22 protein-coding genes are annotated in these 25,459 nt (G+C 65.0%); 12 read left to right on the top strand and 10 right to left on the bottom strand.

Features of this window, described 5'->3' with window-relative positions:
* Nucleotides 1–142: 142 nt before the first annotated feature.
* Both EUB48_RS19065 and EUB48_RS19060 read right to left on the bottom strand, forming a co-directional pair.
* Nucleotides 143–1,120, bottom strand: a complete 978-nt coding sequence (locus tag EUB48_RS19065; protein WP_142820665.1) for a response regulator — start codon at nucleotides 1,118–1,120, stop codon at nucleotides 143–145.
* A gap of 77 nt (nucleotides 1,121–1,197) precedes the next feature.
* Nucleotides 1,198–2,676: an amidase gene (locus EUB48_RS19060; protein WP_142820664.1), complete on the bottom strand. Its 1,479-nt coding sequence runs from the start codon at nucleotides 2,674–2,676 to the stop codon at nucleotides 1,198–1,200.
* Nucleotides 2,677–2,911: 235 nt separating this feature from the next.
* On the opposite strand from EUB48_RS19060, the gene EUB48_RS19055 reads away from it, so the two are divergent.
* Complete coding sequence (locus tag EUB48_RS19055) at nucleotides 2,912–3,733, top strand: type III pantothenate kinase (protein WP_142820663.1); 822 nt, start codon at nucleotides 2,912–2,914, stop codon at nucleotides 3,731–3,733.
* An 807-nt stretch (nucleotides 3,734–4,540) separates the two neighbouring features.
* Here EUB48_RS19055 and EUB48_RS19050 read toward each other — a convergent pair.
* Nucleotides 4,541–5,638, bottom strand: coding sequence for a M14 family metallopeptidase (locus EUB48_RS19050; protein WP_142820662.1), 1,098 nt, complete (start codon nucleotides 5,636–5,638; stop codon nucleotides 4,541–4,543).
* Nucleotides 5,635–6,843, bottom strand: a complete 1,209-nt coding sequence (locus EUB48_RS19045) for a M20 aminoacylase family protein (protein ID WP_142820661.1) — start codon at nucleotides 6,841–6,843, stop codon at nucleotides 5,635–5,637. The genes EUB48_RS19050 and EUB48_RS19045 overlap by 4 nt, the downstream gene beginning before the upstream one ends.
* Nucleotides 6,844–6,921: 78 nt before the next feature.
* Between EUB48_RS19045 and argE the strand changes: the two genes are divergently transcribed.
* Nucleotides 6,922–8,079 (top strand): acetylornithine deacetylase, encoded by a 1,158-nt coding sequence (gene argE, locus EUB48_RS19040; protein WP_142820660.1) that lies wholly within the window; start codon nucleotides 6,922–6,924, stop codon nucleotides 8,077–8,079.
* Between the two features lie 31 nt (nucleotides 8,080–8,110).
* On the opposite strand, the gene EUB48_RS19035 is transcribed toward argE, so the two are convergent.
* Complete coding sequence (locus tag EUB48_RS19035; RefSeq protein ID WP_142820659.1) at nucleotides 8,111–9,247, bottom strand: ABC transporter substrate-binding protein; 1,137 nt, start codon at nucleotides 9,245–9,247, stop codon at nucleotides 8,111–8,113.
* A gap of 173 nt (nucleotides 9,248–9,420) precedes the next feature.
* Here EUB48_RS19035 and EUB48_RS19030 point away from each other — a divergent pair, with 173 nt between their 5' ends.
* The 3 genes from EUB48_RS19030 to EUB48_RS19020 are packed head-to-tail and all read left to right on the top strand — an operon-like array spanning nucleotide 9,421 to nucleotide 12,162.
* Nucleotides 9,421–10,515: an aminopeptidase gene (locus EUB48_RS19030; RefSeq protein WP_142820658.1), complete on the top strand. Its 1,095-nt coding sequence runs from the start codon at nucleotides 9,421–9,423 to the stop codon at nucleotides 10,513–10,515.
* Complete coding sequence (locus EUB48_RS19025) at nucleotides 10,508–10,846, top strand: polyhydroxyalkanoic acid system family protein (protein WP_142820657.1); 339 nt, start codon at nucleotides 10,508–10,510, stop codon at nucleotides 10,844–10,846. The genes EUB48_RS19030 and EUB48_RS19025 overlap by 8 nt, the downstream gene beginning before the upstream one ends.
* Entirely contained in the window at nucleotides 10,843–12,162 is a 1,320-nt protein-coding gene (locus EUB48_RS19020; protein WP_142820656.1) for a CaiB/BaiF CoA transferase family protein, read from the top strand. The genes EUB48_RS19025 and EUB48_RS19020 overlap by 4 nt, the downstream gene beginning before the upstream one ends.
* Nucleotides 12,163–12,247: 85 nt before the next feature.
* Here the strand turns inward: EUB48_RS19020 and EUB48_RS19015 are convergent, their stop codons facing one another.
* Entirely contained in the window at nucleotides 12,248–13,279 is a 1,032-nt protein-coding gene (locus EUB48_RS19015; RefSeq protein ID WP_142820655.1) for an IS30 family transposase, read from the bottom strand.
* An 83-nt stretch (nucleotides 13,280–13,362) separates the two neighbouring features.
* Nucleotides 13,363–13,617 (bottom strand): acyl-CoA-binding protein, encoded by a 255-nt coding sequence (locus EUB48_RS19010; RefSeq protein WP_142820654.1) that lies wholly within the window; start codon nucleotides 13,615–13,617, stop codon nucleotides 13,363–13,365.
* Between the two features lie 104 nt (nucleotides 13,618–13,721).
* On the opposite strand from EUB48_RS19010, the gene EUB48_RS19005 reads away from it, so the two are divergent.
* Entirely contained in the window at nucleotides 13,722–15,254 is a 1,533-nt protein-coding gene (locus EUB48_RS19005) for a wax ester/triacylglycerol synthase family O-acyltransferase (RefSeq protein ID WP_142820653.1), read from the top strand.
* A gap of 126 nt (nucleotides 15,255–15,380) precedes the next feature.
* Here the strand turns inward: EUB48_RS19005 and EUB48_RS19000 are convergent, their stop codons facing one another.
* From EUB48_RS19000 to EUB48_RS18990, 3 genes are all read right to left on the bottom strand, one after another.
* On the bottom strand, nucleotides 15,381–16,154 hold the full coding sequence (locus EUB48_RS19000) for a tetratricopeptide repeat protein (RefSeq protein ID WP_142820652.1): 774 nt from the start codon (nucleotides 16,152–16,154) through the stop codon (nucleotides 15,381–15,383).
* A gap of 13 nt (nucleotides 16,155–16,167) precedes the next feature.
* Complete coding sequence (locus tag EUB48_RS18995) at nucleotides 16,168–16,830, bottom strand: TetR/AcrR family transcriptional regulator (protein ID WP_142820651.1); 663 nt, start codon at nucleotides 16,828–16,830, stop codon at nucleotides 16,168–16,170.
* A gap of 200 nt (nucleotides 16,831–17,030) precedes the next feature.
* Nucleotides 17,031–17,528: a phasin family protein gene (locus EUB48_RS18990; RefSeq protein WP_142820650.1), complete on the bottom strand. Its 498-nt coding sequence runs from the start codon at nucleotides 17,526–17,528 to the stop codon at nucleotides 17,031–17,033.
* Nucleotides 17,529–17,738: 210 nt separating this feature from the next.
* On the opposite strand from EUB48_RS18990, the gene EUB48_RS18985 reads away from it, so the two are divergent.
* The 6 genes from EUB48_RS18985 (at nucleotide 17,739) to EUB48_RS18960 (ending at nucleotide 25,441) form a co-directional block, all read left to right on the top strand.
* Nucleotides 17,739–19,724, top strand: coding sequence for an SDR family oxidoreductase (locus EUB48_RS18985; protein ID WP_142820649.1), 1,986 nt, complete (start codon nucleotides 17,739–17,741; stop codon nucleotides 19,722–19,724).
* 124 nt (nucleotides 19,725–19,848) lie between these two features.
* Complete coding sequence (gene rfbB, locus EUB48_RS18980) at nucleotides 19,849–20,919, top strand: dTDP-glucose 4,6-dehydratase (protein WP_142820648.1); 1,071 nt, start codon at nucleotides 19,849–19,851, stop codon at nucleotides 20,917–20,919.
* Nucleotides 20,920–20,925: 6 nt separating this feature from the next.
* Nucleotides 20,926–21,828 (top strand): dTDP-4-dehydrorhamnose reductase, encoded by a 903-nt coding sequence (gene rfbD, locus EUB48_RS18975; protein ID WP_142820647.1) that lies wholly within the window; start codon nucleotides 20,926–20,928, stop codon nucleotides 21,826–21,828.
* 171 nt (nucleotides 21,829–21,999) lie between these two features.
* On the top strand, nucleotides 22,000–22,887 hold the full coding sequence (rfbA, locus tag EUB48_RS18970; RefSeq protein WP_244618269.1) for a glucose-1-phosphate thymidylyltransferase RfbA: 888 nt from the start codon (nucleotides 22,000–22,002) through the stop codon (nucleotides 22,885–22,887).
* On the top strand, nucleotides 22,884–24,311 hold the full coding sequence (locus EUB48_RS18965; protein ID WP_142820645.1) for a mannose-1-phosphate guanylyltransferase/mannose-6-phosphate isomerase: 1,428 nt from the start codon (nucleotides 22,884–22,886) through the stop codon (nucleotides 24,309–24,311). The genes rfbA and EUB48_RS18965 overlap by 4 nt, the downstream gene beginning before the upstream one ends.
* Nucleotides 24,308–25,441 (top strand): NAD-dependent epimerase/dehydratase family protein, encoded by a 1,134-nt coding sequence (locus tag EUB48_RS18960; RefSeq protein WP_142820644.1) that lies wholly within the window; start codon nucleotides 24,308–24,310, stop codon nucleotides 25,439–25,441. Before EUB48_RS18965 ends, EUB48_RS18960 begins: the two co-directional genes overlap by 4 nt.
* Nucleotides 25,442–25,459: the final 18 nt, after the last annotated feature.

The following is a 25,459-nucleotide window of genomic DNA, read 5'->3' as shown; positions in this document are numbered from 1 at the left end:
CAAGGCCAGCCCCCTCGGGGGGCAGCGCAGTACGCGCAGCGACAAGCGTGGAGGCTATCGGCCGCCGCGCCGGGCCGCCCCAAGCAAGGCCAGCCCCCTCGGGGGGCAGCGCAGTACGCGCAGCGACAAGCGTGGGGGCTATTCAGTCCTGCACGAAGCGCTTCGGCTGAGCGGCCAGCCAGCGGTGGTAGCAGGTGCTGGCGTGCGGGCTGTGCTCGATGCCGACGGCGAACAGCGCACCCAGCAGCGATTCTTCGCGCCCGATCGGCAGCGCCGGGCTCAGCTCTGGTGCGGTGCGCCCCAGCGCCTGCCCCAGTTCGAGGTCGGCCAGTTTTTTGCCCTTTTGAATCTCGGCGATACCCTGCGAGCTGATCCCGGCGCTGCCCGCAAGCTCGGCCAGTTCGCCCAGGCCGCTCACGGGCTCCAGCTGGAGCCAGCCGACGCGGCCATTGGCATCGCGCCCCAGAATGCCGAACGGCCGGCCGATCACCACGTATTCGACCCAGTGGCTGGCGACGAACTCGGACAGGTCCTGCGCGATCGACGGCACCCGCAGCAGCGCATTCTGGCTTTGCGTCAGCGTGCTGCGCCAGATCTGCGAGTGGCGCCCGCTGGCCGTCGCCTGCATGCGCCTGAGCGTGTCGATCAGGCGGCGCGAGATGTCCGGGGTTTGCTTGGGGATGAATTGTTCGATCAGGCCGCGGTTGAAGGCGTCCACCGCGATCTGCTCGTCCGCCTGGCCGGTCAGCAGCACGCGCAGACCGGGCCAGTCCACCAGCTCACTGAGCGCCTGCAGTCCGTCCATGCCGGGCATGGAATAGTCGACCACGCACACCTGGGTGAGGGCGTAGCGCCGGCTGTGCTCGCCCCAATAACGCAGGATTTGCGAAATCAGGGGCACCCCGCCCGCGCGCGACTCTTCGATCATCTCCTGCTGCGCCCAGGCGTCGGCCTCCCACAGCGGCGGCTCTTGCTGCAGGTAGTTGATGCAGTTCTGCGGCCGCCGGAACAGGCGCACGTGCCAGTCCTCCGGCATCACCAGCGCCAGCATGTCGAGGTAGTCGGGATCGTCGTCGAGGAAGACGATGGTTCCGGGCGATTGGTAGAGAGGAAAGCTCATCGTGGTTGGAATGCGCAGTGATTTATGACACTTATGAAGTTTTTGGCGTGTGCAGGTTGTAGCATGGCTGCGACAGGTCAGCAAGGATAACCTGCCGCGCCAGCGGCCACGGCCCTTCGCCCGCTGGGCATCCTTTGCAGCACGTCCTGCGCCACCTGTTCGTAGGCGCCGGCCAGTTGTAGCACCGCAAAGTCGGCCTGCGGTTTGCCGATAATTTGCAGCCCCATCGGCAGGCCCGCGGCGTTGAAACCGGCCGGCACGCTGATGCAGGGCAGGCCCGCGAAGGTCGCGTAGATCACCACCTCCATCCAGCGGTGGTAGGTGTCCATGGCAACGCTGGCCCCGCCACTCACGATGCTTTGCGGCCAGCGCTGGCTTGCCTCGAACGGCCAGACCTGGGCCGTCGGCAGCGCCAGGTAGTCATAGTGTTCGAACAAACCCAGCATCTGCTGGTAAAAAGCCGTGCGCTGCGCGCTGGCGCCGAGCAGTTGCGAGCCGCTCAGGCCCTGCGCCTGGTCGTATTCCCACAGCGCCTCGGGCTTGATGTGCGCGCGGTTTTTCGCGTTCAGCAGGAACGGCGCGATGCGCGAAGCCACCAGCGCGCGCCGCCACACCAGCCAGGCCTGCCACACGGCATCTGGCGGCATGCCCAGCGTCGCGGGCTTAATCTCGCAGCCCACGCCTCTCAAGCGGTCCAGCGCCTGTTCGCACACGGGCACAATGCCGTCCTCCATCGGCAGGTAGCCGCCCAGGTCGGCGAGCCAGCCAATTCTCAAGCCTTGAGGATCAAAATCAAGCGCAGCCCTGAACTGGTGGCCGCCCTGTGCTATTGAAAGAGGAGCGCAGGCATCGTACCCGGCCTGCACCGACAGCAGCAGCCCCACGTCGCGCACGGTGCGTCCCATGGGGCCTTCGGTGCCGAGCTGCGACACCCAGACGTCCTGCGCGGGCGCCATCGGCACGCGCCCCTGCGAGGGGCGCAGACCGAACACATTGGCCCAGGCTGCGGGGTTGCGCAGGCTGCCCATGAAGTCGGAGCCGTCGGCCACCGGCAGCAGGCGCTGCGCCAGCGCCACCGCCGCGCCGCCACTGCTGCCACCGGCGCAGAAGGCTGGATCGTAGGCATTGCGCGTCACGCCGAAGACCTCGTTGAAGGTGTGCGAGCCCAGGCCGAACTCGGGCGTGTTGGTCTTGCCGATCACGATGCAGCCGGCCGCTTTCATGCGCCGCGCCAGCAGGCCGTCTTCCTTCGGCACGAAGTGGCGCATCAGCGGCGAGCCCAGCGTGGTCGGGATGCCGGCCGTGTTGGCCAGATCCTTGATGGCCTGTGGCATGCCATGCATCCAGCCCATGGATTCGCCGCGCGCGAGCTGGGCATCGCGCGCGTCGGCCTGGCGCAACAGGCTCTCGCCATCCTGCAGGCTGACGATGGCATTGAACGCCGGATTCACGGCTTCGATGCGCGCCAGGTAGGCCTGCATCACCTCGCGGCACGACACCTGGCGCGCATGGATGGCCTTTGACAGCGCGTCGGCCGTGAGCTCGGTGATGTTCATGGTGGGCTTCCAAATAGATCAAAATGAACGAAGCCGCACTTTAGCCGCAAATCCCCTTGCGGCTGGCTGCCGTGCCGCAGCACCGGCAGGCATGCCATGAGAATCCTGGTGGCTGGCGGCCAGCACGAAACCCGTATCCTTGCGCCCGGCGGGCTGATCCGGAGCTGGCGCGCTGCCAACCCTGCGCGATGGGCGGCACCGGTTTGGAGATAATGCGCAAAACACTGGGGACAGCATGACGTTTCTCGCCATCGACGTAGGCAACACGCGGCTCAAGTGGGCACAGTACGACGCTCCGCGTCCCGGCGCCGCGCTGCTCGCCCACGGCGCGGAGTTTCTGGAGCACATCGAGAAACTGGCGGAAGGCGCCTGGCGCGACCTGCCCGCGCCGCAGGCCATGCTCGGCTGCATCGTGGCGGGCGACGCCATCAAACGCTGCGTGCAGGAGCAGATGGAGCTCTGGGACGTGGCGCCGCAATGGGTGGTCTCCAGCAGTTCGGAGGCGGGCCTGATCAACGGCTACGACCACCCCGCGCGGCTCGGCGCCGACCGCTGGGTCGCCATGATCGGCGCGCGCCATCGCATGCTGGCGCAAGCCGCACTGCACGGCAGCGCACCGCGGCCGATGGTGGTCGCCATGGTCGGCACGGCCGTGACTGTGGAGGCCATCGACGCCGGCGGCAAGTTCCTGGGCGGCCTGATCCTGCCAGGCCACGGCATCATGCTGCGCGCGCTCGAATCCGGCACCGCCGGGCTGCATGTGCCCACCGGCGAGGTGCGCGAATTTCCCACCAACACCAGCGATGCCCTGACCAGCGGCGGCACCTACGCAATCGCCGGGGCGGTGGAGCGCATGATGCAGCATGTGCGCCAGCACTGCGGTGCCGAGCCGATGTGCGTGATGACGGGCGGCGCGGGCTGGAAGATGGCGCCGAGCATGCAGGGGACCTTCGAGCTGGTGGATAACCTGATTTTTGACGGCTTGCTGGAAATTGCGGCGAGGCGGTTTCCGGCGTCCCTGGCGAACCCTGACGCTGCTGTTATTCCCGGACCCTGATGTGTCATTCCCGGTTCAGCTGTCGTCATTCCCGGCCCCGTACTTGTCATTCCCGGCCCCGTACTTGTCATTCCCGGCTTGACCGGGAATCCACGGTAGTTGAGCGACGACCATTGCGAGCGGCTCGGTTCTGGTTGTTGCCCGACGGGCGGGGATGTCGGGATGTGCGCCCGACGGCGCAGTAACTTGTCTTTTGCTTCGCCAAAAGAAAGTCACCAAAGAAAAGGCGAGCCGCAGGCACGGCCCCTTCGGGGTGCCTTGCGCTGCTCGGGGCAGATGGGGTCTGGCTAAACTCGCCCTGCGGGCTCAGACAACGCCAGCCCTGATCCATCTGCCCCTGCGCTGCTCAGCCGTGCCAGGACGGCGGAGGCCGGATACCAAGGCAAATTCAACACCAAACACAGGAGCCCACAAGGACGCGCCATGGCGCGTCCTTGTTGACTTGGGTATTTGGTTGTCCGACTGTGCTCACGCCGTCATGAGGAGGCGAGTAGCGCAGAGCCGGGCGGATCAGGGGCGCAGATGTTTGAGGCGAAGCCGAGTTTCTGCGCACCCCGCTTGGATCGAGCAACGCAGCGTGCCCGCACAGCGGGCCGACGAATCCGGCTCGCCTTTCTTTTGCTTACTTTGCTTTGGCGAAGCAAAGAAAAGTAAGGCGCCCGCCGGGGCGCCACCCGGCCAGCAGCCCCTGCGAAGGTCAATGCTTCAACTGCCGTGGATTCCCGGTCAAGCCGGGAATGACAATCAGTTAGCTACGAATCCAATAGCTAACTGCGAATACCCTGCAAGGGCTGGAAGCCAAAACCATCAAGAACTCAATCCATCCACCGCCTGAAACATCGCCTGCCTCGCCTGGCTGATGATCTGCCCCTTCCACGCATCGGTGTCGGTGTAGAACGCGTCCATCATCTGCTGCTTGATCTGCCGGGCCAACTCGGGCGGCGCATCGCGGTGGATGTTGAGCCAGTGCTCGGCGCGCATGGCGTGCATCACGTCGAGCATGGGCACTGTGCCGTACTCCATGGCGATGCCGGTGTATTCGGCCTGCGGGCATTCCTCGTAGAGGGCGGCCCACATCAGGCCGGTGAGGAACGCCGAAGTGGACGAGCCGTCGTAGATGGACGTCACATGGGAGGCTCCGTCGCTGCCCCACCAGGCGCGCGCGCGAGAGAGCGCCGCTGCATCGTCCTTGCAGGCAAAGATGCGCTCGCCCACGCCGTTCGGGCCCAGGCCGGTGTGGATGTCGATCCAGGCGATGCGCCGGGCGCGCTGGCCATGCGTTTGCAGCACGCGGCGAAAGGTCTGGTTGCTCCAGGTCGGCGCGGTGCCGCCAAAGAACAGGCCGTCGGGGAATTCATGCTGGCCGCCCGAGATGGCCGCCTGGAACGCGTCCATCCCGCGCGTGGCGATGAACTGGCCGATGGCGGCCGCGTTCTCGGGCGTCGGCGGCCACTGCTTGGGCAGCAGCAGCGGCGCCAGTTCGCGGTAACCGGTGTTCACGGGCAGCGGCTGGCTGAAGTCGTGGAAGTTGCGGTTCAAATCCACGTTTTCGTGGGTGGCGCGGCGCACGTGCGAAAACCCGTAGGGGTTGAGCGCGTGCACGTAGAGCACCGCCACGCCCTGTGCCTTGGCCTTGGCGCGCCATTCGGCGTCGTGCAGCGAAAACACCTGCACGCCGCTGCCGCAGTAGCCTTCCACGCCGTGGCAGGCGCTGGTGACGATCAGCAGCTTGTCGGCATCCGCCGGGCCATCGAGCGCCACGTCCATCGCCAGCACCTCGCCGTCCCGCCCGGGCAGCGGGTGGCTGTGCGATTCGTTCGGCAGCCCGGCCGTGGCGGCGGCCTCCAGAAACTTGACGCGGGCCTGCGCATAGCTGGGCGAGAACGCCTGCACCAGGCCGATCATGCGCCGGCTCCCGCGCGCGGGGTCCCCAGCCAGTCTTCGGCGAGCCGCACCCAGTAGGTGGCGCCCAGCGGGATCAGGTCGTCGTTGAAGTCGTAGCTCGGGTTGTGCAGCATGCACGGACCTGCGCCGTGGCCCATCTCGCGGTGGGTGCCGTCGCCGTTGGCGATGAAGCAGTAGGCGCCCGGCTTGGCCTGCAACATGTAGGCAAAATCTTCCGCGCCCATGGTCGGTTCCTGCTCGATCACGTTGTCGGCGCCGACGATGTCCTGCATCACCCGGCGCGCAAATTCGGCCTCGGCGGCGGAGTTGATGGTGGGCGGGTAGTTGCGCACGAACTCGAAGGTGCACGTTGCCTCGTGCGCGGCGCAGGTGTGCTCGGCCACCTGCTTCATGCGCGTCTCGATCAGGTCCAGCACCTCATAGGAGAAGGTGCGCACCGTGCCCTGCAGCTCGCAGCTGTCGGGCACCACGTTGGTGGCCTCGCCGGCGTGGATCATGGTGACCGACAGCACGCCGGCCTCGACCGGCTTCTTGTTGCGGCTGATGATGCTCTGCAAGCCCAGCACCATCTGGCAGGCGATCGGCACCGGGTCGATGCCCATGTACGGCAGCCCGGCGTGGCTGCCCTTGCCATGGATGGTGATCTTGAACTCGTTGCTCGACGCCATCACCGGCCCGGCGCTCACGGCGAATTTGCCGACGTCGGTGCCGGGCCAGTTGTGCATGCCGAACACCGCCTCCATCGGGAATTTCTCAAACAGGCCGTCCTTGATCATCTCGCGCGCGCCGCCGCCGCCTTCCTCGGCCGGCTGGAAGATCACGTAGACCGTACCGTCGAAGTTGCGGTTTTTCGCAAAATGCTGGGCCGCGGCCAGCAGCATGGCGGTGTGGCCGTCGTGGCCGCAGGCGTGCATCTTGCCGGCGTTCTGGCTGGCGTGGGCGAAGGTGTTGAACTCCTGCATCGGCAGCGCGTCCATGTCGGCGCGCAGGCCGACCGCGCGCTCGCTGGTGCCGTTCTTGATGATGCCGACAATCCCCGTGGTGCCCATGCCGCGGTGCATCGGGATGCCCCACTCGGTCAGCTTCTGCGCCACCACGTCGGCGGTGCGCACCTCCTTGAAGCACAGTTCGGGGTGCGCGTGGATGTCGCGGCGGATCGCGGCAATGCCGGCCGCCTGCGTAACGATGGAATCGATGACTTTCATGAAAGCTCCTTGTGCTGCGGCTAGTTTAGGCCACGCGCGCCGGCCGCGCCATCCGGGAAAATCCCGCACAATGGCGCGATGATTTCAACCCACGCCCTGGCACTCGCGCAAACGCTGGTGCGCATGAACACCGTCAGCCGCAACTCGAATCTGGCGCTGATTCATTTCATCCGCGATCAGCTGCAGCAACTGGGCGTCAAGAGCCGTCTGACCTACAACGCCGACAAAACCAAGGCCAATTTGTTCGCGACCCTGGGCGAGGGCAAGCCGGCTGGCGTGATCCTGTCCGGCCATACCGACACCGTGCCGTGGGACGGGCAGGACTGGACACTCGATCCGCTGGGCGCCGTCGTCAAAGACGGGCGGCTGTACGGCCGCGGCAGTGCCGACATGAAAAGTTTCATCGCCATCGCGCTGGCCAACGCCCAGGTTTTGCTGGAGAGTGCGGCGCCGTTTGCGATTCACTTTGCGTTCAGCTACGACGAGGAAGTCGGCTGCTTCGGCGTGCGCGAATTGATCGCCGACATGAAGGACGCCGGCGTCAAACCGCTGGCCTGCATCATCGGCGAGCCCACCAGCATGGTGCCGGCCATCGCGCACAAGGGCGTGTACCGCTACAAATGCTGCGTGCGCGGCAAGGAGGCGCATTCGTCGCTGACGCCGCAGTCGGTGAACGCGATCGAGATGGCGGCGCGCCTGGTCGGCAAGCTGCGCGACATGGCCGAAGGGTTCGAGCGCCACGAGCCGCGCTACGAGGGCTTTGACGTGCCGTTCAGTACCGCCAGCGTGGGCCAGTTCCACGGCGGCATCGCCGACAACGTGGTGCCGCGCGACGCCGAGTTCCGCTACGAATTCCGCGACCTGCCGACCGCCGATGCAAATATCATGCAAAAAGAGGTGCTAGCCCATACCCTGTCTCTGCAGTCAGCTATGAAAAGCGTAGCGCCCGAGGCCGGCTTCAGTTTCGAGACGATTTGCGAAGTCCCGAGTTTTCTGGGCTCAGCGCAGGACCCCGTGACGCGGCTCGCGCTGCGCCTGTCGGGCGAGCCGCGCACCACGCTGGTGGCGTTCGGCACGGAAGCGGGTATTTTCAAGAACTCGGGTATTCCCACCGTGGTGTGCGGCCCGGGCAGCATCAACCAGGCGCATCAGAGCGACGAATACGTGAGCCTGGAGCAGCTGGCGCGCTGCGAGGCCTTCATGCAGGGGCTGGCCGCCTCGCCCGCGCTGGCCTGACGGCGCGGGCGAGGCATCGGGCGCAGGCGGTTCAGGTCCGCACGTGGCCGTCGCCGGTCAGCATCGAGAGCTCGACAAAATGGGACGCCGCATGGTCGCTGGCGTCGAACGTCACGTCGAAGCCCCCATAGGAGCGCCCGCCCAGCGACTCCAGGCCGGCGATCAGCGCCTCGCGGCTCGGGCCGCGCGCATTGCGCAGGCCGTCGCTGAACACCCGCGCGGCCAGATAGCCTTCCATGCTGGAGAAGTTGGCCTGCACCTTGCCGCCGCCCCTTTTGATCGCCTCCGCAAATTCCCGCGAGATCGGGCGCGATGCGGTGTACGGCGACGGCACCACCTGGGACACGACCACGCCGGCGCCGTCCTTGCCGAGCTCATCGGCCAGCGCCTGGGTGCCGACGAACGACACGTTGTAGAAGGTGCCGCCGTAGCCGGCCTTGCGCGCGGCCCGGATGAAGGCCGCGCAGCCCTTGTAGGCGCCGATCTGCACGATGGCATTGGGCGCCGCGGCCACCAGGGTTTTCACGGCGGCGGCCACATCGACCGAATTGCGCTCCACCGTGGCGCGGGCCACCGGCTGCAGCTTCTGGCTGGCCAGCGCCAGCGTCACGCCGCTCAGCCCGGCCTGGCCGTAGGCATCGTTCTGGTAGAACACCCCGATTTTCTTGAGTCCGAGGTACGTGAGCTGTTTCACGATCAGCGCGGTCTCGTCGTTGTACGAGGCGCGCACGTGAAACGCGTAGCGGTTGAACGGCTGGCGCAAGCCCATCGAGCCGCTGAACGGCGCAAAGAACGGCATCCTGGCCTTGGTGAACAGCGGTAGCGCGGCCAGGCTGGTGGGCGTGCCGACGTAGCCGAACAGGGCCAGCACGTCCTCGTCGATCAGCTTGCGCGTATTTGCCACGCAGCGGTCGGGCTCGTAGCCATCGTCGAGCGTGCGGATCTCGATCTGGCGGTTGGCCACGCCGCCCTGCGCGTTGAGCTGGTCGAAATGCAGCTTGGCACCCTGGTAGAACTGGATGCCCAACTGGGCCGCCGGCCCGGTGAAGGCGGCCGACTGGCCCAGAATGATCTTGTCGCCCTGCGCGCGTGCGCTATTGAAGTTGGCCAGCAAGGCCGCGCCGGACAGCACCGAAAAGCGCCGGCGATTGAGTTTTGGATCGGTCATGATGAAATGGAGGGCGCTGCTTGTGGGTTTGAATGGTGCCCCTGCATATTGGAGGCTTGTCTCATGAATGGTGCCACCGGCATTTACCCTAGAACCTTCGTCGTCATGCTGCCGCGAAAGCGGGGCCGCGCACCCTGTACGCGTGGCATGGCGGCGTGAGGCGAGGGCTGGTCATGGCAGGGGTTGCGGGGTTTGTGGTCATCGTGGCGGCGGCACTGAGCCTATCGGGCTGCGCCGACCTGGGCTACTACTGGCAGTCGGTCGGCGGTCATATCAGCCTGATGGAGGCGGCCCGTCCGGTGAACGACTGGCTGGCCGACAGCCACACGCCGGAAAAGCTCAAGGAGCGGCTTGCCTTAAGCCAGCGCATCCGCCGCTTTGCCGTGACCGAGCTGGACGAGCCCGACAACGCCAGCTACCACCGCTATGCCGACCTGCACCGCAGCGCGGCGGTCTGGAACGTGGTGGCCGCGCCCGAGTTCTCGCTCACCCTCAAGACCTGGTGCTTCCCGGTCGCGGGCTGTGTCGGCTATCGCGGCTACTTCAATGAGGCCGCGGCGCGGCGCGAGGCGGCCCGGCTCAAGGCGCAGGGGCTGGAAGTGAGCGTGTATGGCGTGCCCGCGTATTCCACGCTGGGCTGGATGAACTGGGCCGGCGGCGATCCGCTGCTGAGCACCTTCATCAACTACCCCGAAGGCGAGCTGGCCCGCATCATCTTTCACGAACTGGCGCACCAGGTGCTGTACGTCCCGGGCGACACCGTCTTCAACGAGTCGTATGCCACGGCGGTCGAGCGGTTGGGGAGCGCGCGCTGGCTGGCCGAGCGGGCCTCGCCGGCAGCGCGCGACGAGTACGCCCGCTTCGACGCGCGGCGCCGGCAGTTTCGCGCCCTGACCCAGGCCACGCGCCGCCAGCTCGCCGCCATTTATAAGGAAAATGAGGCTGCAGCCCTTGATAAATCTAAACTGGTAGCTATGAAAAACAGAGCGCTACAGGAATTCCGGGATAGTTATGCAAAGCTCAAGGCGTCGTGGGGCGGCTACGCGGGCTACGACGCGTGGGTGGCCGGCGCCAACAACGCCTCGTTTGGTGCCCAGGCCGCCTACGACGAGCTGGTGCCCGCCTTCGAGGCGCTGTTCGCGCGGGGCGGCGGCAACTGGCCGCGATTTTATGATGCGGTCAAACGGCTCGCGGCGCTGCCAAAAGACGAACGAATCAAGGCCCTGGAACCCAACGGGCCGCTTCACGGGGAGAGCAGCGGTGGCTGACATTCATATTCAACGAGAGCATGCCCTCGGGTTGCCCGCCGCGCGCAAGATCGCTTTCAAATGGGCCGAGCAGGTTGAACAGGAATTCGGCATGGAATGCACCTATAAGGAGGGCCGCACCAGCGACGAGGTGTGCTTTACCCGCAGCGGGGTCAATGGCTCGCTCAAGGTCAGCCGGGACCGCTTCGAACTCGATGCCCGGCTCGGTTTTCTGCTGGGCACGTTCAAGGGCAGGATCGAGAGCGAGATCGTGAAAAACCTCGATGCGCTGCTGGCCACCAAACCGGCTGCCAAAAAGCTGGCCGCCAAAAAAAGGGCCCAAAAGACATGACGCCCGCCGATGGCCCCTCCAGCGCACCGGCGCCCGCGCCCTCGGCCGGGCCGCTCGCCGGCATGAAGGTGATCGAGCTGGGCCAGCTGATCGCCGGCCCGTTCGCCGCCAAAACGCTGGCCGACTTTGGCGCCGAGGTCATCAAGATCGAGCCGCCGGCCGACCCGAAGCGCCCGCAGGCGGGCGGGGGCGACCCGCTGCGCCGCTGGCGGCTGCTCAAGGACGGCACCTCCGTCTGGTGGCAGGTGCAGTCGCGCAACAAGCGCTCGCTCGCGCTGGATCTCAAAGACCCGCAGGCGCAGGCCCTCGTGCGCCAACTCGTGACCAGTGCCGATGTGCTGATCGAGAACTTCCGCCCCGGCGCCATGGAGGGCTGGGGCCTCGGGCCGGATGCATTGCTCGCGCTGAATCCGCGCCTGGTCATGCTGCGCATCAGCGGCTACGGCCAGAGCGGGCCGTACCGCGACAAGCCCGGCTTTGGCGTGGTGGCCGAGGCCATGGGCGGGCTGCGCCATCTGACCGCCGAGCCGGGCCGCGTGCCGGTGCGCGTGGGCGTGAGCATCGGCGACACGCTGGCCGCGCTGCATGGCGTGATCGGCATCCTGCTGGCGCTGCAGGAGCGCCACGTCTCAGGCCAGGGGCAGGTAATCGACGTGGCGCTGTACGAGGCGGTATTCAACTGCATGGAAAGCCTGCTGCCCGAGTACAGCGCATTCGGCGCGGTGCGCGGCCCCGGCGGCAGCGCGTTGCCGGGCATTGCGCCGAGCAATGCCTACCGTTGCAAGGATGAAGTCGTGTCGGCCGCCAGCGAACCACTCGAGGCGGGGAGCGTGGGGGCCTATGTCCTGATCGCGGGCAACGGCGACAGCATTTTCAGGCGCCTGATGACGGCCATCGGGCGCGCCGACCTCGGTGCCGATCCGGCGCTGGCCGACAACGTGGGCCGCGTGGCCCGGGTGCAGGAGATCGATGCCGCCATCGGCGCCTGGACGGCGCGGCATTCGGTGGCCGAGGTGCTGGCCGTGCTTGACCAGGCCCAGGTGCCGGCCGGGCGCATCTACACCGTGGCCGACATTGCGGCCGACCCGCACTACCGCGCGCGCGGCATGGTGGACGAGGTGCGCATGGACGATGGCAGCCTGCTGGCGCTGCCCGGCATCGTGCCCAAGCTCTCGCGCACGCCGGGCGCGCATCGCCGCAACGCGCCCGCCCTGGGCCAGGACACCGACGCGGTGCTGCGCGGCATGGGCTTATCAAACGCGCAGATCCAGGCGCTCAAGGACCAGGGCATCGTGGCCGGCTCGGAGAAGTTTTAAAAAGACGGGTCGCTATTTATTTGATAGCTAATTGTTCTGATGTAGCAGGGGGCGATCTCAAATCCAAGTGCAACACGGGAGCAGTTTATTGGATGACGTCTGGGGAGTGCTCCAGACGCGCCAGCCACTGACTGTAGACCTCAAAGGGCGTAAGCCAGCCCAGTGTTTTGCGTGGGCGCCCATTCATCTCATCGGCGATCGCGTCGAGTTGCTGCTGGCTGTAACCTGAGAGGTCTGTTCCTTTGGGCAAGTACTGGCGTACCAGCCCGTTGGTGTTCTCGTTGGTGCCGCGCTGCCAAGGGCTGTGGGGATCGCAGAAATACACCGCCACCCCCGTGTTGTGTGTCAACGCGCTGTGGTGTGCCATCTCCCGGCCTCTGTCATAGGTCAGGGTTTGGCGCATCGGTTTGGCGATGGCGTTGAGCTTGTCCGTAAAGGCTTGCAGCACATGGGCCGCAGTCGCCGGGTTGAGGTGAGGAAGTTTGACCAGTATCAGAAGCCGGGTGCTGCGCTCCACCAAAGTGCCGACTGCACTGAGGTTGCCAGCTCCCTTGATGAGGTCTCCTTCCCAGTGTCCTGGAAACTGGCGATCCTCAATCTCGGGTGGGCGCAGGTGGATGCTCAGCAGGTCAGCCATCTGGCCACGTCGGTCCTCACCACGCGAGCGGGGCCAGCGCTTGGTGCGCGCCAGACGCAAGCAGGCGATGAGCTCGCGGCGCAGCTCTCCTCGGGGTTGGGCGTAGATGACGTTGTAAATGGTTTCATGGGACACGCGCAGGGTGGCCTCATGCGGGTGCAGTGTAGCCAGACGAGAGGCGATTTGCTGGGGTGACCAACGTTGACGCAGCAAGGCTCCAACGCAGGCAAAGAGCGCATTGCCGACCCTCAATTTGGGTGCAGCTCTGTTGTGGCGGCGTCGACGCACAAAGCGCTGGTGGGCAAAGCGGCTGCTATAGACTGCACCACCGCAGTTTCGGCTGATCTCGCGGCTGATGGTGGAGGGGGCGCGATTGAGTATTCGGGCAGTTGCCCGAATACTCAATCCCAACTCACGACAGATGGCTATGGTTTGACGCTCTTGGTAATCGAGCTGGTTGTAGTGTTGCTGCAGGTTCATGGACACACCTTATTGAAGATTCAAAGGGTGTGTTGCACTTCACTTTTGAGCGGGCCGGGGCTACAGTCCATTTTCATTGAAATTCAACTGAGCGATTCGATCAGGTCGATGTACTGCTGCATGGCGTCGTTGGGGGCCGTGCCCTTGAGGCCATTCCACGCATCCCATTTGGCGCGCCCCACCATGTCGCCGAAACCGGGCTTCTTTTCGCTGTTGTCGCCCATGCTGGCCTGCTTGTACAGCGCGTAGAGCTTGAGCAGCGTGGCATTGTCGGGGCGCTCGCTCAGGGTTTTGGAATTCGCAACGGCGGCTTCGAATGCGGCTTTGAGGTCGGCCATGGAATGCTCCTTGGAGTTGTGGTGGTGGGGGAAAACATCTACCGCCAGGGGTCGCTGCGCGGTATCTTATGGGCAACCATAACCCAAAGAACGGTGGAGATTCGATGGTCACCCGCATAGTCAATACCGAGGCGGCGAAAAAAGCCGCGCGCAAGACCGCCCGCGTCGTGCAGAAAAACGTGACGCGGGCCGCCAGCGGCATGCTGGGCCTGTCGGGCGAGCGCATGAGCAAGGTCGACACCGCCTGGCTGCGCATGGACTCGCCCAGCAACCTGATGACGATCGTGGGCATCTGGGTGCTGCACCCCGGCATCACGCGTGACGCACTGCGTGCGCGCATCGAGGAGCGGCTGCTGAAGTACCCCCGTTTCACCCAGCGTGTGGTCGAAGACGCAACCGGCGCCACCTGGGTCGTGGATCGCGATTTCGACATCGCCCATCACGTGGTGGTCGAGCACCTGCCCAAAAAGCCCAGGGGGCACGAGCAGGAGGCGCTGCAGGACCGGGTCGCGCAGTTGGCCATGCAGCCACTCGAGCGCAAGCATCCGCTGTGGCAATTTCATCTGGTGCCGCACTACCAGGGCGGCTCGGCGCTGGTGGTGCGCATCCACCACTGCATTGCCGATGGCATTGCGCTGATCTCGGTGACCCAGTCGCTGGTCGACGGCGGCACGGCGCCGCCCGAGCACAAGGCCAAACCGGCCTCTCGCGGCGGACTGGAGGGCGCCGAGGACTGGCTCGCCGACCATCTGATCAAGCCATTGACCGGCGTGGCCGTGCGGGCGCTGGGCCGCGCCGGCGACGGTGTGGTTCGATCCCTGGAGCTGCTGCGCGAGCCGCAAAAGGGCCTGAGCGACACGCTGGACGCGGCCAGAATGGCCTGCCAGGTGGCCAGCGATCTGGCGGCGCTGGCGCTCATGCCCGACGATTCCAGGACCCGGCTCAAGGGCCAGCCCGGCACCACCAAGCGTGTGGCGTGGTGCCAGCCGATCCCGCTGGAGGAGGTCAAGGCCGTTGGCAAGGCACTCAACTGTTCCATCAACGATGTGCTGCTGAGCTGCGTGGCCGGCGCCATCGGCGAATACCTCAAGGCCAAGGGTGATGATGTCGCGGGCCAGGAGATCCGCGCCATGGTGCCGGTCAACCTGCGTCCCGTCGAGCAGGCCTACACGCTGGGCAACCGTTTCGGCCTGGCACCGCTGGTGCTGCCCATCGGCATAGACAATCCGATCGAGCGCATCTACGAGGTGCGCCGCCGCATGGGCCAGATGAAGGGCAGCTACCAGCCGTTGCTGGCGTTCGGAATCCTGGCGCTGGCAGGGCTGCTGGTCAAGCCGGCGCAGGAGGCCCTGCTCAACCTGTTCGGCAAGAAGACCACGGCCGTCATGACCAATGTGCCGGGTCCCAAGGACAAGCTCAAGTTCTGCGGCGCCACCATCGAGCAGAACATGTTCTGGGTGCCGCAGTCGGGCTCCGTCGGGCTGGGCGTGTCAATCCTGAGCTATGGCGGCGGCGTGCAGTTCGGCGTCATCACCGACGCCACCCTGTGCCCCGATCCGCAGGCCATCATCGACGAGTTCGAGCCCGAGTTTGCCAAGCTCTCGATCGTGACGCTGATGCTGCCCTGGCAGGAGTGAATTCTTGTCATTCCCGGCTTGACCGGGAATCCACAGTGGGGATCGGCGGAGAGTGGATTCCCGCCTTTCGCGGGAATGACAGAGCCCTGCGGGAATGACAGAGCCTTGCGGGAAGGGCGAGGTACGTCAATCCTCCAGTTCGGCCTTCGCCATCTCCACGTCCAGCCGCTCCATCGCATCCAGGGGCTTGGATGCAGCCGCCTGCTCGTACAGTTTGGTGGCTTCCTTCATCTTCTTGTCGCCATCGAGCATGACCATGCCGTTGGCGTACTCGATCATCGCAATGGCCGAACCGGGGTTGAGTTTGAGCGCTTCCTGAAACAGCTTCAGGCCGGTGTCCTTCTTGGCGCCATAGGTCATGCCGCCAATCAGCGCGCCGACCTTGTCGATCACTTCGGCGTGGAACGAGCCCAGCGCAATATGCGCGTCGGCATGTTTGGGTTGCAGCTTGATGGTCTGTTCGAGCGCCGCCTTGACCTTGCCGCCCAGGCCTTGCGCCAGTGCCTTGGCCACGCTGATGCCCTGGCTGTAGCGACCCAGCGCGTAGGCCTGCCAGTACCAGGCGTTGGCATTCTTGGGCTCGGCCACTGCTTGGGCCTCGGCCCGCCCAGCGACTTCCATGAACAGGTCCAGTTTGGTTTTTTCTTTTTTCTCGAGGTAGTTGGCGTAGATGCAGGTGGCCTTGTTGGCCACGGTGACGCCGGCGCCTCCGACCTTCAGGCCGGCTTCGGCGGCCTTCTGGAATTCGCCGTTGTGGAACAGGACCCAGGCGGCCAGCACCCTGGCGTCCGGGGGCAGCGGCTCGCTGTCGCCAGCATGCAGGCGCGCCCAGTTCTTCTTCACGCTGGCGGCGTCGAATTCATAGTCGCCCGCGTGGGGGAAAGCAGTCCATTTGGCCATCATCATCTCCTTGTCAATTGTCGTTCTTGTCATACGCCCCGACCAGGTTCAGCAGGTGCATGCGCTGCCCCGGCTCCAGGTAGGGGACCAGCAAATTCAGCACGTGGTGCGCGCCCCGCAGCAGCGCCATCTGCGCATGCTCGGGCTCCAGCGCTTTGCGCGGGTCACGCACGTATTCGAAGCTCAGCCAGTAGGTCAGCACCACCACCATGCTGGTGGCCGTAGCCTCCACCTCACGTGAATCGATGCTGACCACACCGGCGCGGCTCATGCCGTCCAGCATGGTGGTGACGGCCCGGGTCTTGTTTTTCAGCACCCACTGGAAGTGGGTCTCCAGCCGGCGGTTCTTGCTCAGCAAGTCGTTCAGGTCGCGGTACAGGAAACGGTACTGCCAGATCAGCTCGAACAGTGTGTGCATGAAGAACCAGGCGTCCTCCACGTCGCGCACGCCGTCGCTGGCGTTCAGCAGTTCGCCCAGCGCCCGCTCGTAGCGATCGAACAGCGAGTTGATCAGCTCGTCCTTGGCCGGGTAGTGGTAGTACAGGTTGCCCGGGCTGATGTTCAGCTCGGCCGAGATCAGCGTGGTCGAGACGTTGGGTTCGCCGAACCGGTTGAACAGCTCGAGCGTGACCTCCAGAATGCGCTCTGCGGTGCGGCGTGGCGCCTTTTTCGCCATGAATGTCTATCCCTTTTTTGTGCTTTTAGCCTAACTGAGTCCCTTCAACGGAGTCCTGAAGAAGGGCATAGTCAATCAGTGTAGGGCGCCGGCGGGCGGGAAATTGCTGCATTGCAGCAGAACAGACGGGTGCAAAAAAGGGCGCCGAGCGCCCTTTGCAGAAGGTCCCGGGGTGGCCCGGGATGATGCGCTGATGCCAATCAGCGCGCAGCAGTCTTGCGCGCCGTGGTGCGCTTGGCGGCCCGCTTGGCGGTGCCCGCAGCTACGGCCTTGGGGGCGACGCCCTTGCTGGAGAGCTTTTGCACGCTCTTGTTGAGCTCGTCGATGCGGGCCATCAAGACATCGATGTCTTTCGCAGACGGCACGCCCAGCGCGTTCAGGGCTTTGGCCACGCGGTCTTCAAAGATGTTTTCCAGCTTGTCCCACTTGCCCGTGGCCTTGACGGAAATGTCGTTCGCCAGGCTGGTCATGCGGTTCGTGGCTTCGGAAATTTTTTCTTCGGCTGCCGATTGCGTCTTGCGCTGGATGCTCAGGCCTTCCTTGACGAGGGTTTCGAATACCTTGCCACCTTCTTCCTGGGCCTTGGCGAAGGCGCCCAGACCGGCCAGCCAGATTTGCTGGGCCGAATCCTTCACGGTACCCGCGAGTTGGGCTCCGGTATTTTTGTCGGCGCTCAGTTTTTGCAGTTTCTTGACCATGGGGGTCCTCCAGACACATCGGTAAATCAAAGCGCCGGCGCGCGATTGCAATCCGGTACATGAGAGAACTTTAGCCGCTGCGGGCGCCTTGGGTCTAGAGGCGGCAGACTAAAACCTTGGGGGCCGATGCTCAGGGTTTTCACGGGTTTGTGCTGAACCGGCCGTGCCATGCTATCGGCAAGAATGCAGCATTCCCCTCTGGAGGTTTCCATGCAGTATTTCGTCACCGGCGCCACCGGCTTCATTGGCAAACGCCTCGTCAAGAAACTGCTGGAGCGCAAGGGCTCGGTGGTCTACTTCCTGATTCGCAAGGAGAGCGAGGCCAAGGTCGCGGGGCTGCGTGAATTCTGGGGCGCCAGCGCGGCCCGGGTGATTCCGGTGTTTGGCGATCTCACCAGCAAGAAGCTGGGCGTCCCGGTCGACGCCATCAAAAAACTCAAGGGCCAGATCGACCACTTCTACCATCTGGCCGCGGTCTACGACCTGGGCGCCGACGAGGCCAGCCAGATCGCCGTCAACATCGAAGGCACGCGCAGCGCGGTGGAGTTTGCCAGGGCGATTGACGCCGGGCACTTCCACCATGTGTCATCCATCGCGGCCGCCGGCCTGTATGAGGGCGTGTTCCGCGAGGACATGTTCGACGAGGCCGAGAACTACGAGCATCCGTATTTCAGAACGAAGCACGAGAGCGAAAAAATCGTGCGCAAGGATTGCAAGGTGCCCTGGAGCGTGTACCGCCCGGCGATGGTGGTGGGCGACAGCACGACCGGCGAGATGGACAAGATCGACGGGCCGTACTACTTCTTCAAGCTGATCCAGCGCCTGCGCCAGCTGCTGCCGCCCTGGATGCCGATGGTGGGCCTGGAAGGCGGGCGCATCAACATCGTGCCGGTGGATTTTGTGGTAGACGCGCTGGACCACATCAGCCACAAGACCGCCATCGCCAAAAAGTGTTTTCACCTGGTCGACCCGCAGGGCTACCGCGTGGGCGAGGTGCTCGACATCTTCAGCCGCGCGGCCCATGCGCCCAGGATGAACCTGTTTGTGAATGCGGCGCTGTTCGGGTTCATTCCGCGCGGCGTCAAAAAGAGCCTGATGGCGCTGGCCCCGGTGCGCCGCATCCGTAATGCCATCATGAAAGACCTGGGCCTGCCCGAGGACATGTTCACCTTCGTGAACTACCCCACGCGCTTCGATTGCCGCGACGCCCTGGCCGCGCTCAAGGATTCGGGCATAGCGTGCCCGCATCTCAAGGACTACGCATGGCGGCTGTGGGATTACTGGGAGCGGCATCTCGACCCGGACCTGCACATCGACCGCTCGCTCAGGGGCACGGTGGGCGGCAAGGTGGTGCTAGTCACGGGTGGCTCATCGGGCATCGGCCTGGCCGCCGCGCACAAGTTTGCCGAGGCGGGCGCCATCACCGTCATTTGCGGGCGCGACCAGAACAAGCTCGACGAGGCCTGCAAGGAGGCCAAAGCCCAGGGACACGAGTTCGTGGCCTACGCGGCCGACATCGCCGACATGGCGGACTGCGACCGCTTCGTGCAACTGTTGATCGCCAACCACGGCGGCGTGGACTTCCTCATCAACAACGCCGGCCGCTCGATCCGCCGCGCCATCGAGGCCAGCTACGACCGCTTTCACGATTTCGAGCGCACCATGCAGCTCAACTACTTTGGCTGCCTGCGCGTCACCATGGGCCTGCTGCCCGGCATGGTGGCCAAACACAAGGGTCATGTCGTCAACATCAGCTCGATCGGCGTGCTGACCAATGCGCCGCGCTTCTCTGCCTATGTGGCCTCCAAATCGGCGCTGGACGCCTGGACGCGCTGCGCCTCCAGCGAGTTTGCCGACCAGGGGATCACCTTCACCACCATCAACATGCCGCTGGTGCGCACGCCCATGATCGCGCCCACGAATCTGTACAACAACGTGCCCACGCTGAGCCCCGAAGAAGCCGCCGACCTGGTGGCGCAAGCCTGCATCTTCAAGCCGGTGCGCGTGGCCACCCGGCTGGGCATTGCAGGCCAGGTGCTGCACGCGCTGGTGCCGCGCGTGGCCCAGATCGCCATGAACACGAGCTTTCGCATGTTCCCCGATTCGTCCGCCGCCAAGGGCGAGAAGGGCGCCAAGCCGCAGCTGTCGGCCGAGGCGGTGGCGATGCAGCAGATGATGCGGGGGATTCATTTCTAAAGCCATTTGAAACGAATGCTTGCGAGCGGGCACCTGCGGGTGCCCTTTTTTTGGCTGGGCGGGTGGGATAATCGGGTCAAACAAACCGGCGATCGGTATCAGCCGTGAAGACCAAGGGATTCCCATGATTTTGGTAACTGGTGGCGCCGGCTTTATCGGCGCCAATTTTGTTCTGGACTGGCTGGCAACGCACGATGAGCCGGTCCTCAATCTCGACAAACTCACCTACGCCGGCAACCGCGAAAACCTGGCCTCGCTGCAGGGCGATGCGCGCCACATCTTTGTGCAGGGCGACATTGGCGATGCGGAGCTGATCGCCAGCCTGCTGCAGCAGCACCAGCCGCGCGCCATCGTCAACTTTGCTGCCGAGTCGCATGTGGACCGCTCCATCCACGGCCCGGCGGAATTCATCCAGACCAACATCGTCGGCACCTTCGCGTTGCTGGAGTCCGTGCGCGCCTGGTGGAACGGCCTGGTGGGCGACGCCAAGGCAGCCTTTCGCTTCCTGCACGTCTCCACCGACGAGGTTTACGGCAGCCTGGCCGCCGCCGACCCGGCCTTCACCGAAACGCATCGCTACGAGCCCAACAGCCCGTACAGCGCCAGCAAGGCCGCCAGCGACCATCTGGTGCGCGCCTATCACCACACCTACGGCCTGTCGGTGCTCACCACCAACTGCTCCAACAACTACGGCCCCTACCATTTCCCCGAAAAGCTCATCCCCTTGATGATCGTCAACGCGCTGGCCGGCAAACCCTTGCCGGTGTACGGCGACGGCCAGCAGGTGCGCGACTGGCTCTACGTCAAGGACCATTGCAGCGCCATCCGGCGCGTGCTGGAGGCGGGCCGGCCGGGTGAAACCTACAACGTGGGCGGCTGGAACGAAAAACCCAACCTGGAGATCGTGCACACCGTGTGCGCCCTGCTCGACGAGCTGCGCCCCGCAGCTCACGGCAAAAGCTACCGCGAGCAAATCGCCTACGTCCGGGACCGCCCGGGCCACGACCGCCGCTACGCCATCGATGCCAGCAAGATCGAGCGCGAACTCGCCTGGCGCCCGGCCGAGACCTTCGAGACCGGCATCCGCAAGACCGTGCAGTGGTATCTGGCCAACCCCGACTGGGTGGCCCATGTGCAAAGCGGTGCTTACCGGGAGTGGGTGCAAACCCAGTATTCGGGCAACGACACGCCCTGACACTTGATGAAAATCCTCCTGCTCGGCAAGAACGGCCAGGTCGGCTGGGAACTGCAACGCTCCCTGAGCGTGCTGGGTGAACTGGTTGCGCTCGATCGCCACAGCCCGGATCTGTGCGGTGACCTCGCCAACCTGCAAGGCCTGGCCCAGACCGTGCAGACCGTGCGCCCGGACGTCATCGTCAACGCCGCTGCCCACACGGCCGTCGACAAGGCCGAGAGCGAGCCCGAACTCGCCCGCACGCTCAACGCCCTGGCCCCCGGCGTGCTGGCGCAAGAGGCGGCCAAATTGGGCGCCTTGCTGGTGCACTACAGCACCGACTACGTGTTTGACGGCAGCGGCGCCCGCCCGTGGACCGAGACCGACACCCCGGCGCCGCTCAATGTCTACGGCCGGACCAAGCTGGAAGGCGAGCGGCTCATCGCGGCCACATGCCCGCGCCACCTGATTTTTCGCACCAGTTGGGTCTACGGCGCGCGCGGCGGCAACTTTGCCAAAACCATGCTGCGCCTGGCCCAGGAGCGCGAGCGCCTGACGGTGATAGCCGACCAGATCGGCGCTCCCACCGGCGCCGACCTGCTGGCTGACGTCACGGCGCATGCCATCCGCGGCGTATGGCAGCAGCCGCAGCAGGCCGGCCTGTACCACTTGGCGGCGGGCAGTGAAACCAGTTGGCATGAGTATGCAAAATACGTCCTGGCCCAGAGCCAGATTGCGCAACCTACTATCAAAGTAATAGCGACTGCCGTGGACCCGGTCCCCACCAGTGCCTTCCCCACGCCCGCCCGCCGCCCCCACAATTCCCGGCTCGACACCGCCAAACTGCAAACCGTGTTCGGCCTGAGTCTGCCCCACTGGCAAAGCGGTGTCGCCCGCATGCTGGAAGAGGTTTTGAGGGGATCTGCATAAATTCGTTACGCATGACTCGTCACCCCAGCAAAGGAATTCGTCATCCCCATAAAGGAATTCGTCATCCCCGCGAAGGCGGGGATCCACCCCATCCTTACCCGATCACTCCCATACGCGAAAATGGCACTGGATTCCCGCCTTCGCGGGAATGACAAATCCATGGAAACCGACATGACCCAACGCAAAGGCATCATCCTCGCCGGCGGCTCCGGCACGCGGCTGCACCCGGCCACCCTGGCCCTGAGCAAGCAACTGCTGCCGGTGTACGACAAGCCCATGATCTACTACCCGCTCAGCACCCTCATGCTGGCCGGTATCCGCGACGTGCTGATCATCAGCACGCCGCAGGACACGCCACGTTTCCAGCAGCTGCTGGGCGACGGCAGCCAGTGGGGCATCAACATTCAATATGCGGTGCAACCCAGTCCCGACGGCCTGGCCCAGGCCTTCATCATCGGCGACCAGTTTGTCGGCAACGCGCCCAGCGCGCTGGTGCTGGGCGACAACATCTTTCATGGCCACGACTTCGTGCAGTTGCTCGGCGACGCGGACAAACAAACCAGCGGCGCCACCGTGTTCGCCTACCATGTGCAAGATCCCGAACGCTACGGCGTGGTGGCCTTCGACCCAAACGGCAAGGCCAGCAGCATCGAAGAAAAGCCCAAACAGCCCAAAAGCAACTATGCCGTCACCGGCCTGTACTTTTACGACAACCAGGTGGTCGACATCGCCAGGGCCGTCAAACCCAGTGCCCGTGGCGAGCTGGAGATCACCGCCGTCAACCAGGCCTACCTGGAGCGTGGCCAGCTCAAGGTGCAAATCATGCAGCGCGGCTACGCCTGGCTGGACACCGGCACGCACGAGAGCCTGCTGCAGGCCAGCCAGTTCATCGCCACACTGGAGCAGCGCCAGGGCCTGAAGATCGCCTGCCCCGAAGAAATCGCCTGGCGCAACGGCTTCATCGGCATCGAGCAGTTCGAGAAGCTGGCCCAGCCACTGGCCAAGAACGGCTATGGCCAATACATGTTGCGGCTGCTGAAAGACGAGGCGGGCAAATGAAAGCCGTTATTCTTTGTGGCGGCTCAGGCACCCGGCTGTGGCCGCTGTCGCGCAAGAGCTTTCCCAAGCAGTTCGTCCCGCTGGTCGATAACAAAAGCCTGCTGCAGCTCACGCTGGAGCGGGTCGCACGGATCAACGGCAGTGGCGACGGCGCCGAGGTCATTTGCGTTGCCGCCGAAGAGCACCGCTTTCTGGTCGCCGAAGCCATGCAAGCGGCCAAAGCCACGGGCCGCATCGTGCTGGAGCCGGTCGCGCGCAACACCGCACCCGCCATGGCGCTGGCCGCGCTGCAAGCCCAGCCGCAAGACCTGCTGCTGTTTTGTCCTTCGGACCACCACATCCCCGACACGCAGGCGTTTGCCGCCATGGTGCAACAGGGCATCCCCGCCGCAGAGCAGGGCGCCATCGTGACCTTTGGCGTGGTCCCCAGCTTTCCCAGTACTGCCTATGGCTATATCGAGCAGGGCAGCGCCGGCGCAGATGGCAGCTTTGGCGTCGCCCGCTTCATCGAAAAGCCCGGCGCCGACCAGGCCCAGGCGCTGCTTTTGCAAGGCAACGTGCTCTGGAACGCCGGCATTTTCCTGGTGCAGGCCAACACCCTGCTACAAGCCTTGCAGCAGCATGTGCCCGATATCCTGCAGAGCTGCCGCCAGGCCATGGCCGAAGCCACGCAAGACCAGCAGTTCATCCGTCCAGAGCCCGAAGCTTTCGCCGTCTGCCGCGCCGACAGCATCGACTACGCGGTGCTGGAGCGCCACCCACAGGTGGCCGTGGTGCCGTTTGCGGGCGCCTGGAGCGACGTAGGCAGCTGGAACGCCGTGGCAGATCTGAGCCCGGCGGACGAGCAAGGCAACCGCGTCGACGGCCGCGGCCTGGCGGTGCAAAGCGAGCGCACCTACATCCACGCACCGCATCGCGTGGTGGTGACGCTGGGCACGCAGGACCTGCTGGTGATCGACACGCCGGATGCATTGCTGGTGGCGGCCAGCAGCCACGCCGAGCAGGTCAAGGGCGTGGTGGCGCAACTGGACGCCCGGCACAGCCCCGAAGCCAGCCTGCACCGCAAGGTGGCGCGCCCCTGGGGTTGCTACGACAGCATCGACCACGGCGCGCGCTTTCAGGTCAAGCGCATTACCGTGCGTCCCGGCGCCAAGCTCAGCCTGCAAAAGCACCACCACCGCGCCGAGCACTGGATCGTGGTGTACGGCACGGCGCTGGTCACCAAGGGCACCGAGCAATTCCTGCTCACCGAAAACCAGTCCACCTACATCCCGATAGGCGAAACCCACCGCCTGGAAAACCCGGGTAAAACCGATCTGGAGATGATCGAAGTGCAAACCGGCAGCTACCTGGGTGAGGACGACATCGTGCGCCTCGAAGACACTTATGGCCGCCTGGCGCCGCCGCCGGCAAAATCAAAATGACCGCCTACGAACAACTCCAGACCCGTCTCGCCCAGGAGCCTGCCACCTGGCTCATCACCGGCGTGGCCGGCTTCATCGGCTCCAACCTGCTCGAGACCCTGCTCAAGCTGAACCAGCGCGTGGTCGGCCTGGACAACTTTGCCACCGGCCACCAGCGCAACCTCGATGAAGTGCAGACCCTCGTCACCCCCGCGCAGTGGGCCCACTTCCAGTTCATCGAAGGCGACATCCGCCACCTGGCCGACTGCCAGCGCGCCATGACCTACTGTCCTTCCCGCGCTGACAGTCCTTCCCGCCCCACCTGTCATTCCCGCGAAGGCGGGAATCCACCCCTGCCTCACCACCCCGTTGACTACGTCCTGCACCAAGCCGCCCTCGGCAGCGTCCCCCGCAGCATCGCAGACCCCCTCACCACCAACGCCGCCAACATCACCGGCTTCCTCAACATGCTGGTGGCCGCGCGCGACGCCCAGATCAAACGCTTCGTCTATGCCGCCAGCAGCTCCACCTACGGCGACCACCCCGGCCTGCCCAAGGTGGAAGATGTCATCGGCAAGCCGCTCAGTCCCTACGCCGTCACCAAATACGTCAACGAGCTGTACGCCGACGTGTTTGCCCGCGCCTACGGCCTGCCAAGCATCGGCCTGCGCTACTTCAACGTGTTCGGCCCCCGGCAAGACCCCGAAGGCGCCTACGCCGCCGTCATCCCCAAGTGGATCGCCAGCCTGATCCAGGATGAGCCCGTGTACATCAACGGCGACGGCGAAACCAGCCGCGACTTCTGCTTTATCGACAACGTCGTTCAAGCCAACCTGCTCGCCGCCACGGCCCTTGTCATTGCGGGCGCCGACCCGCAATCCATGTCCCCTGTGAACCAGGTCTACAACGTCGCCGTGGGCGAGCGCACCACGCTCAACGAGCTGTACACCCAACTGCGGCGCCACCTGCTGCCACGCTACCCGCACCTGCAGGGCGCCCAGCCCGTGCACCGCGAGTTCCGCGCCGGCGACGTGCGCCACAGCCTGGCCGACATCGGCAAGGCCCGGCGCTTGCTGGGCTACGCGCCCACGCAGCGCATTGGCCAGGGGCTGGCGCTGGCGATGCCTTGGTACGTTGGCCAAGAATCCTGAGTGAAAACAGGCGAAACC

Source organism: Rhodoferax sediminis (assembly GCF_006970865.1).
GTDB lineage: Bacteria > Pseudomonadota > Gammaproteobacteria > Burkholderiales > Burkholderiaceae_C > Rhodoferax_A > Rhodoferax_A sediminis.
This window is presented reverse-complemented; position numbering and strand designations above follow the sequence as displayed.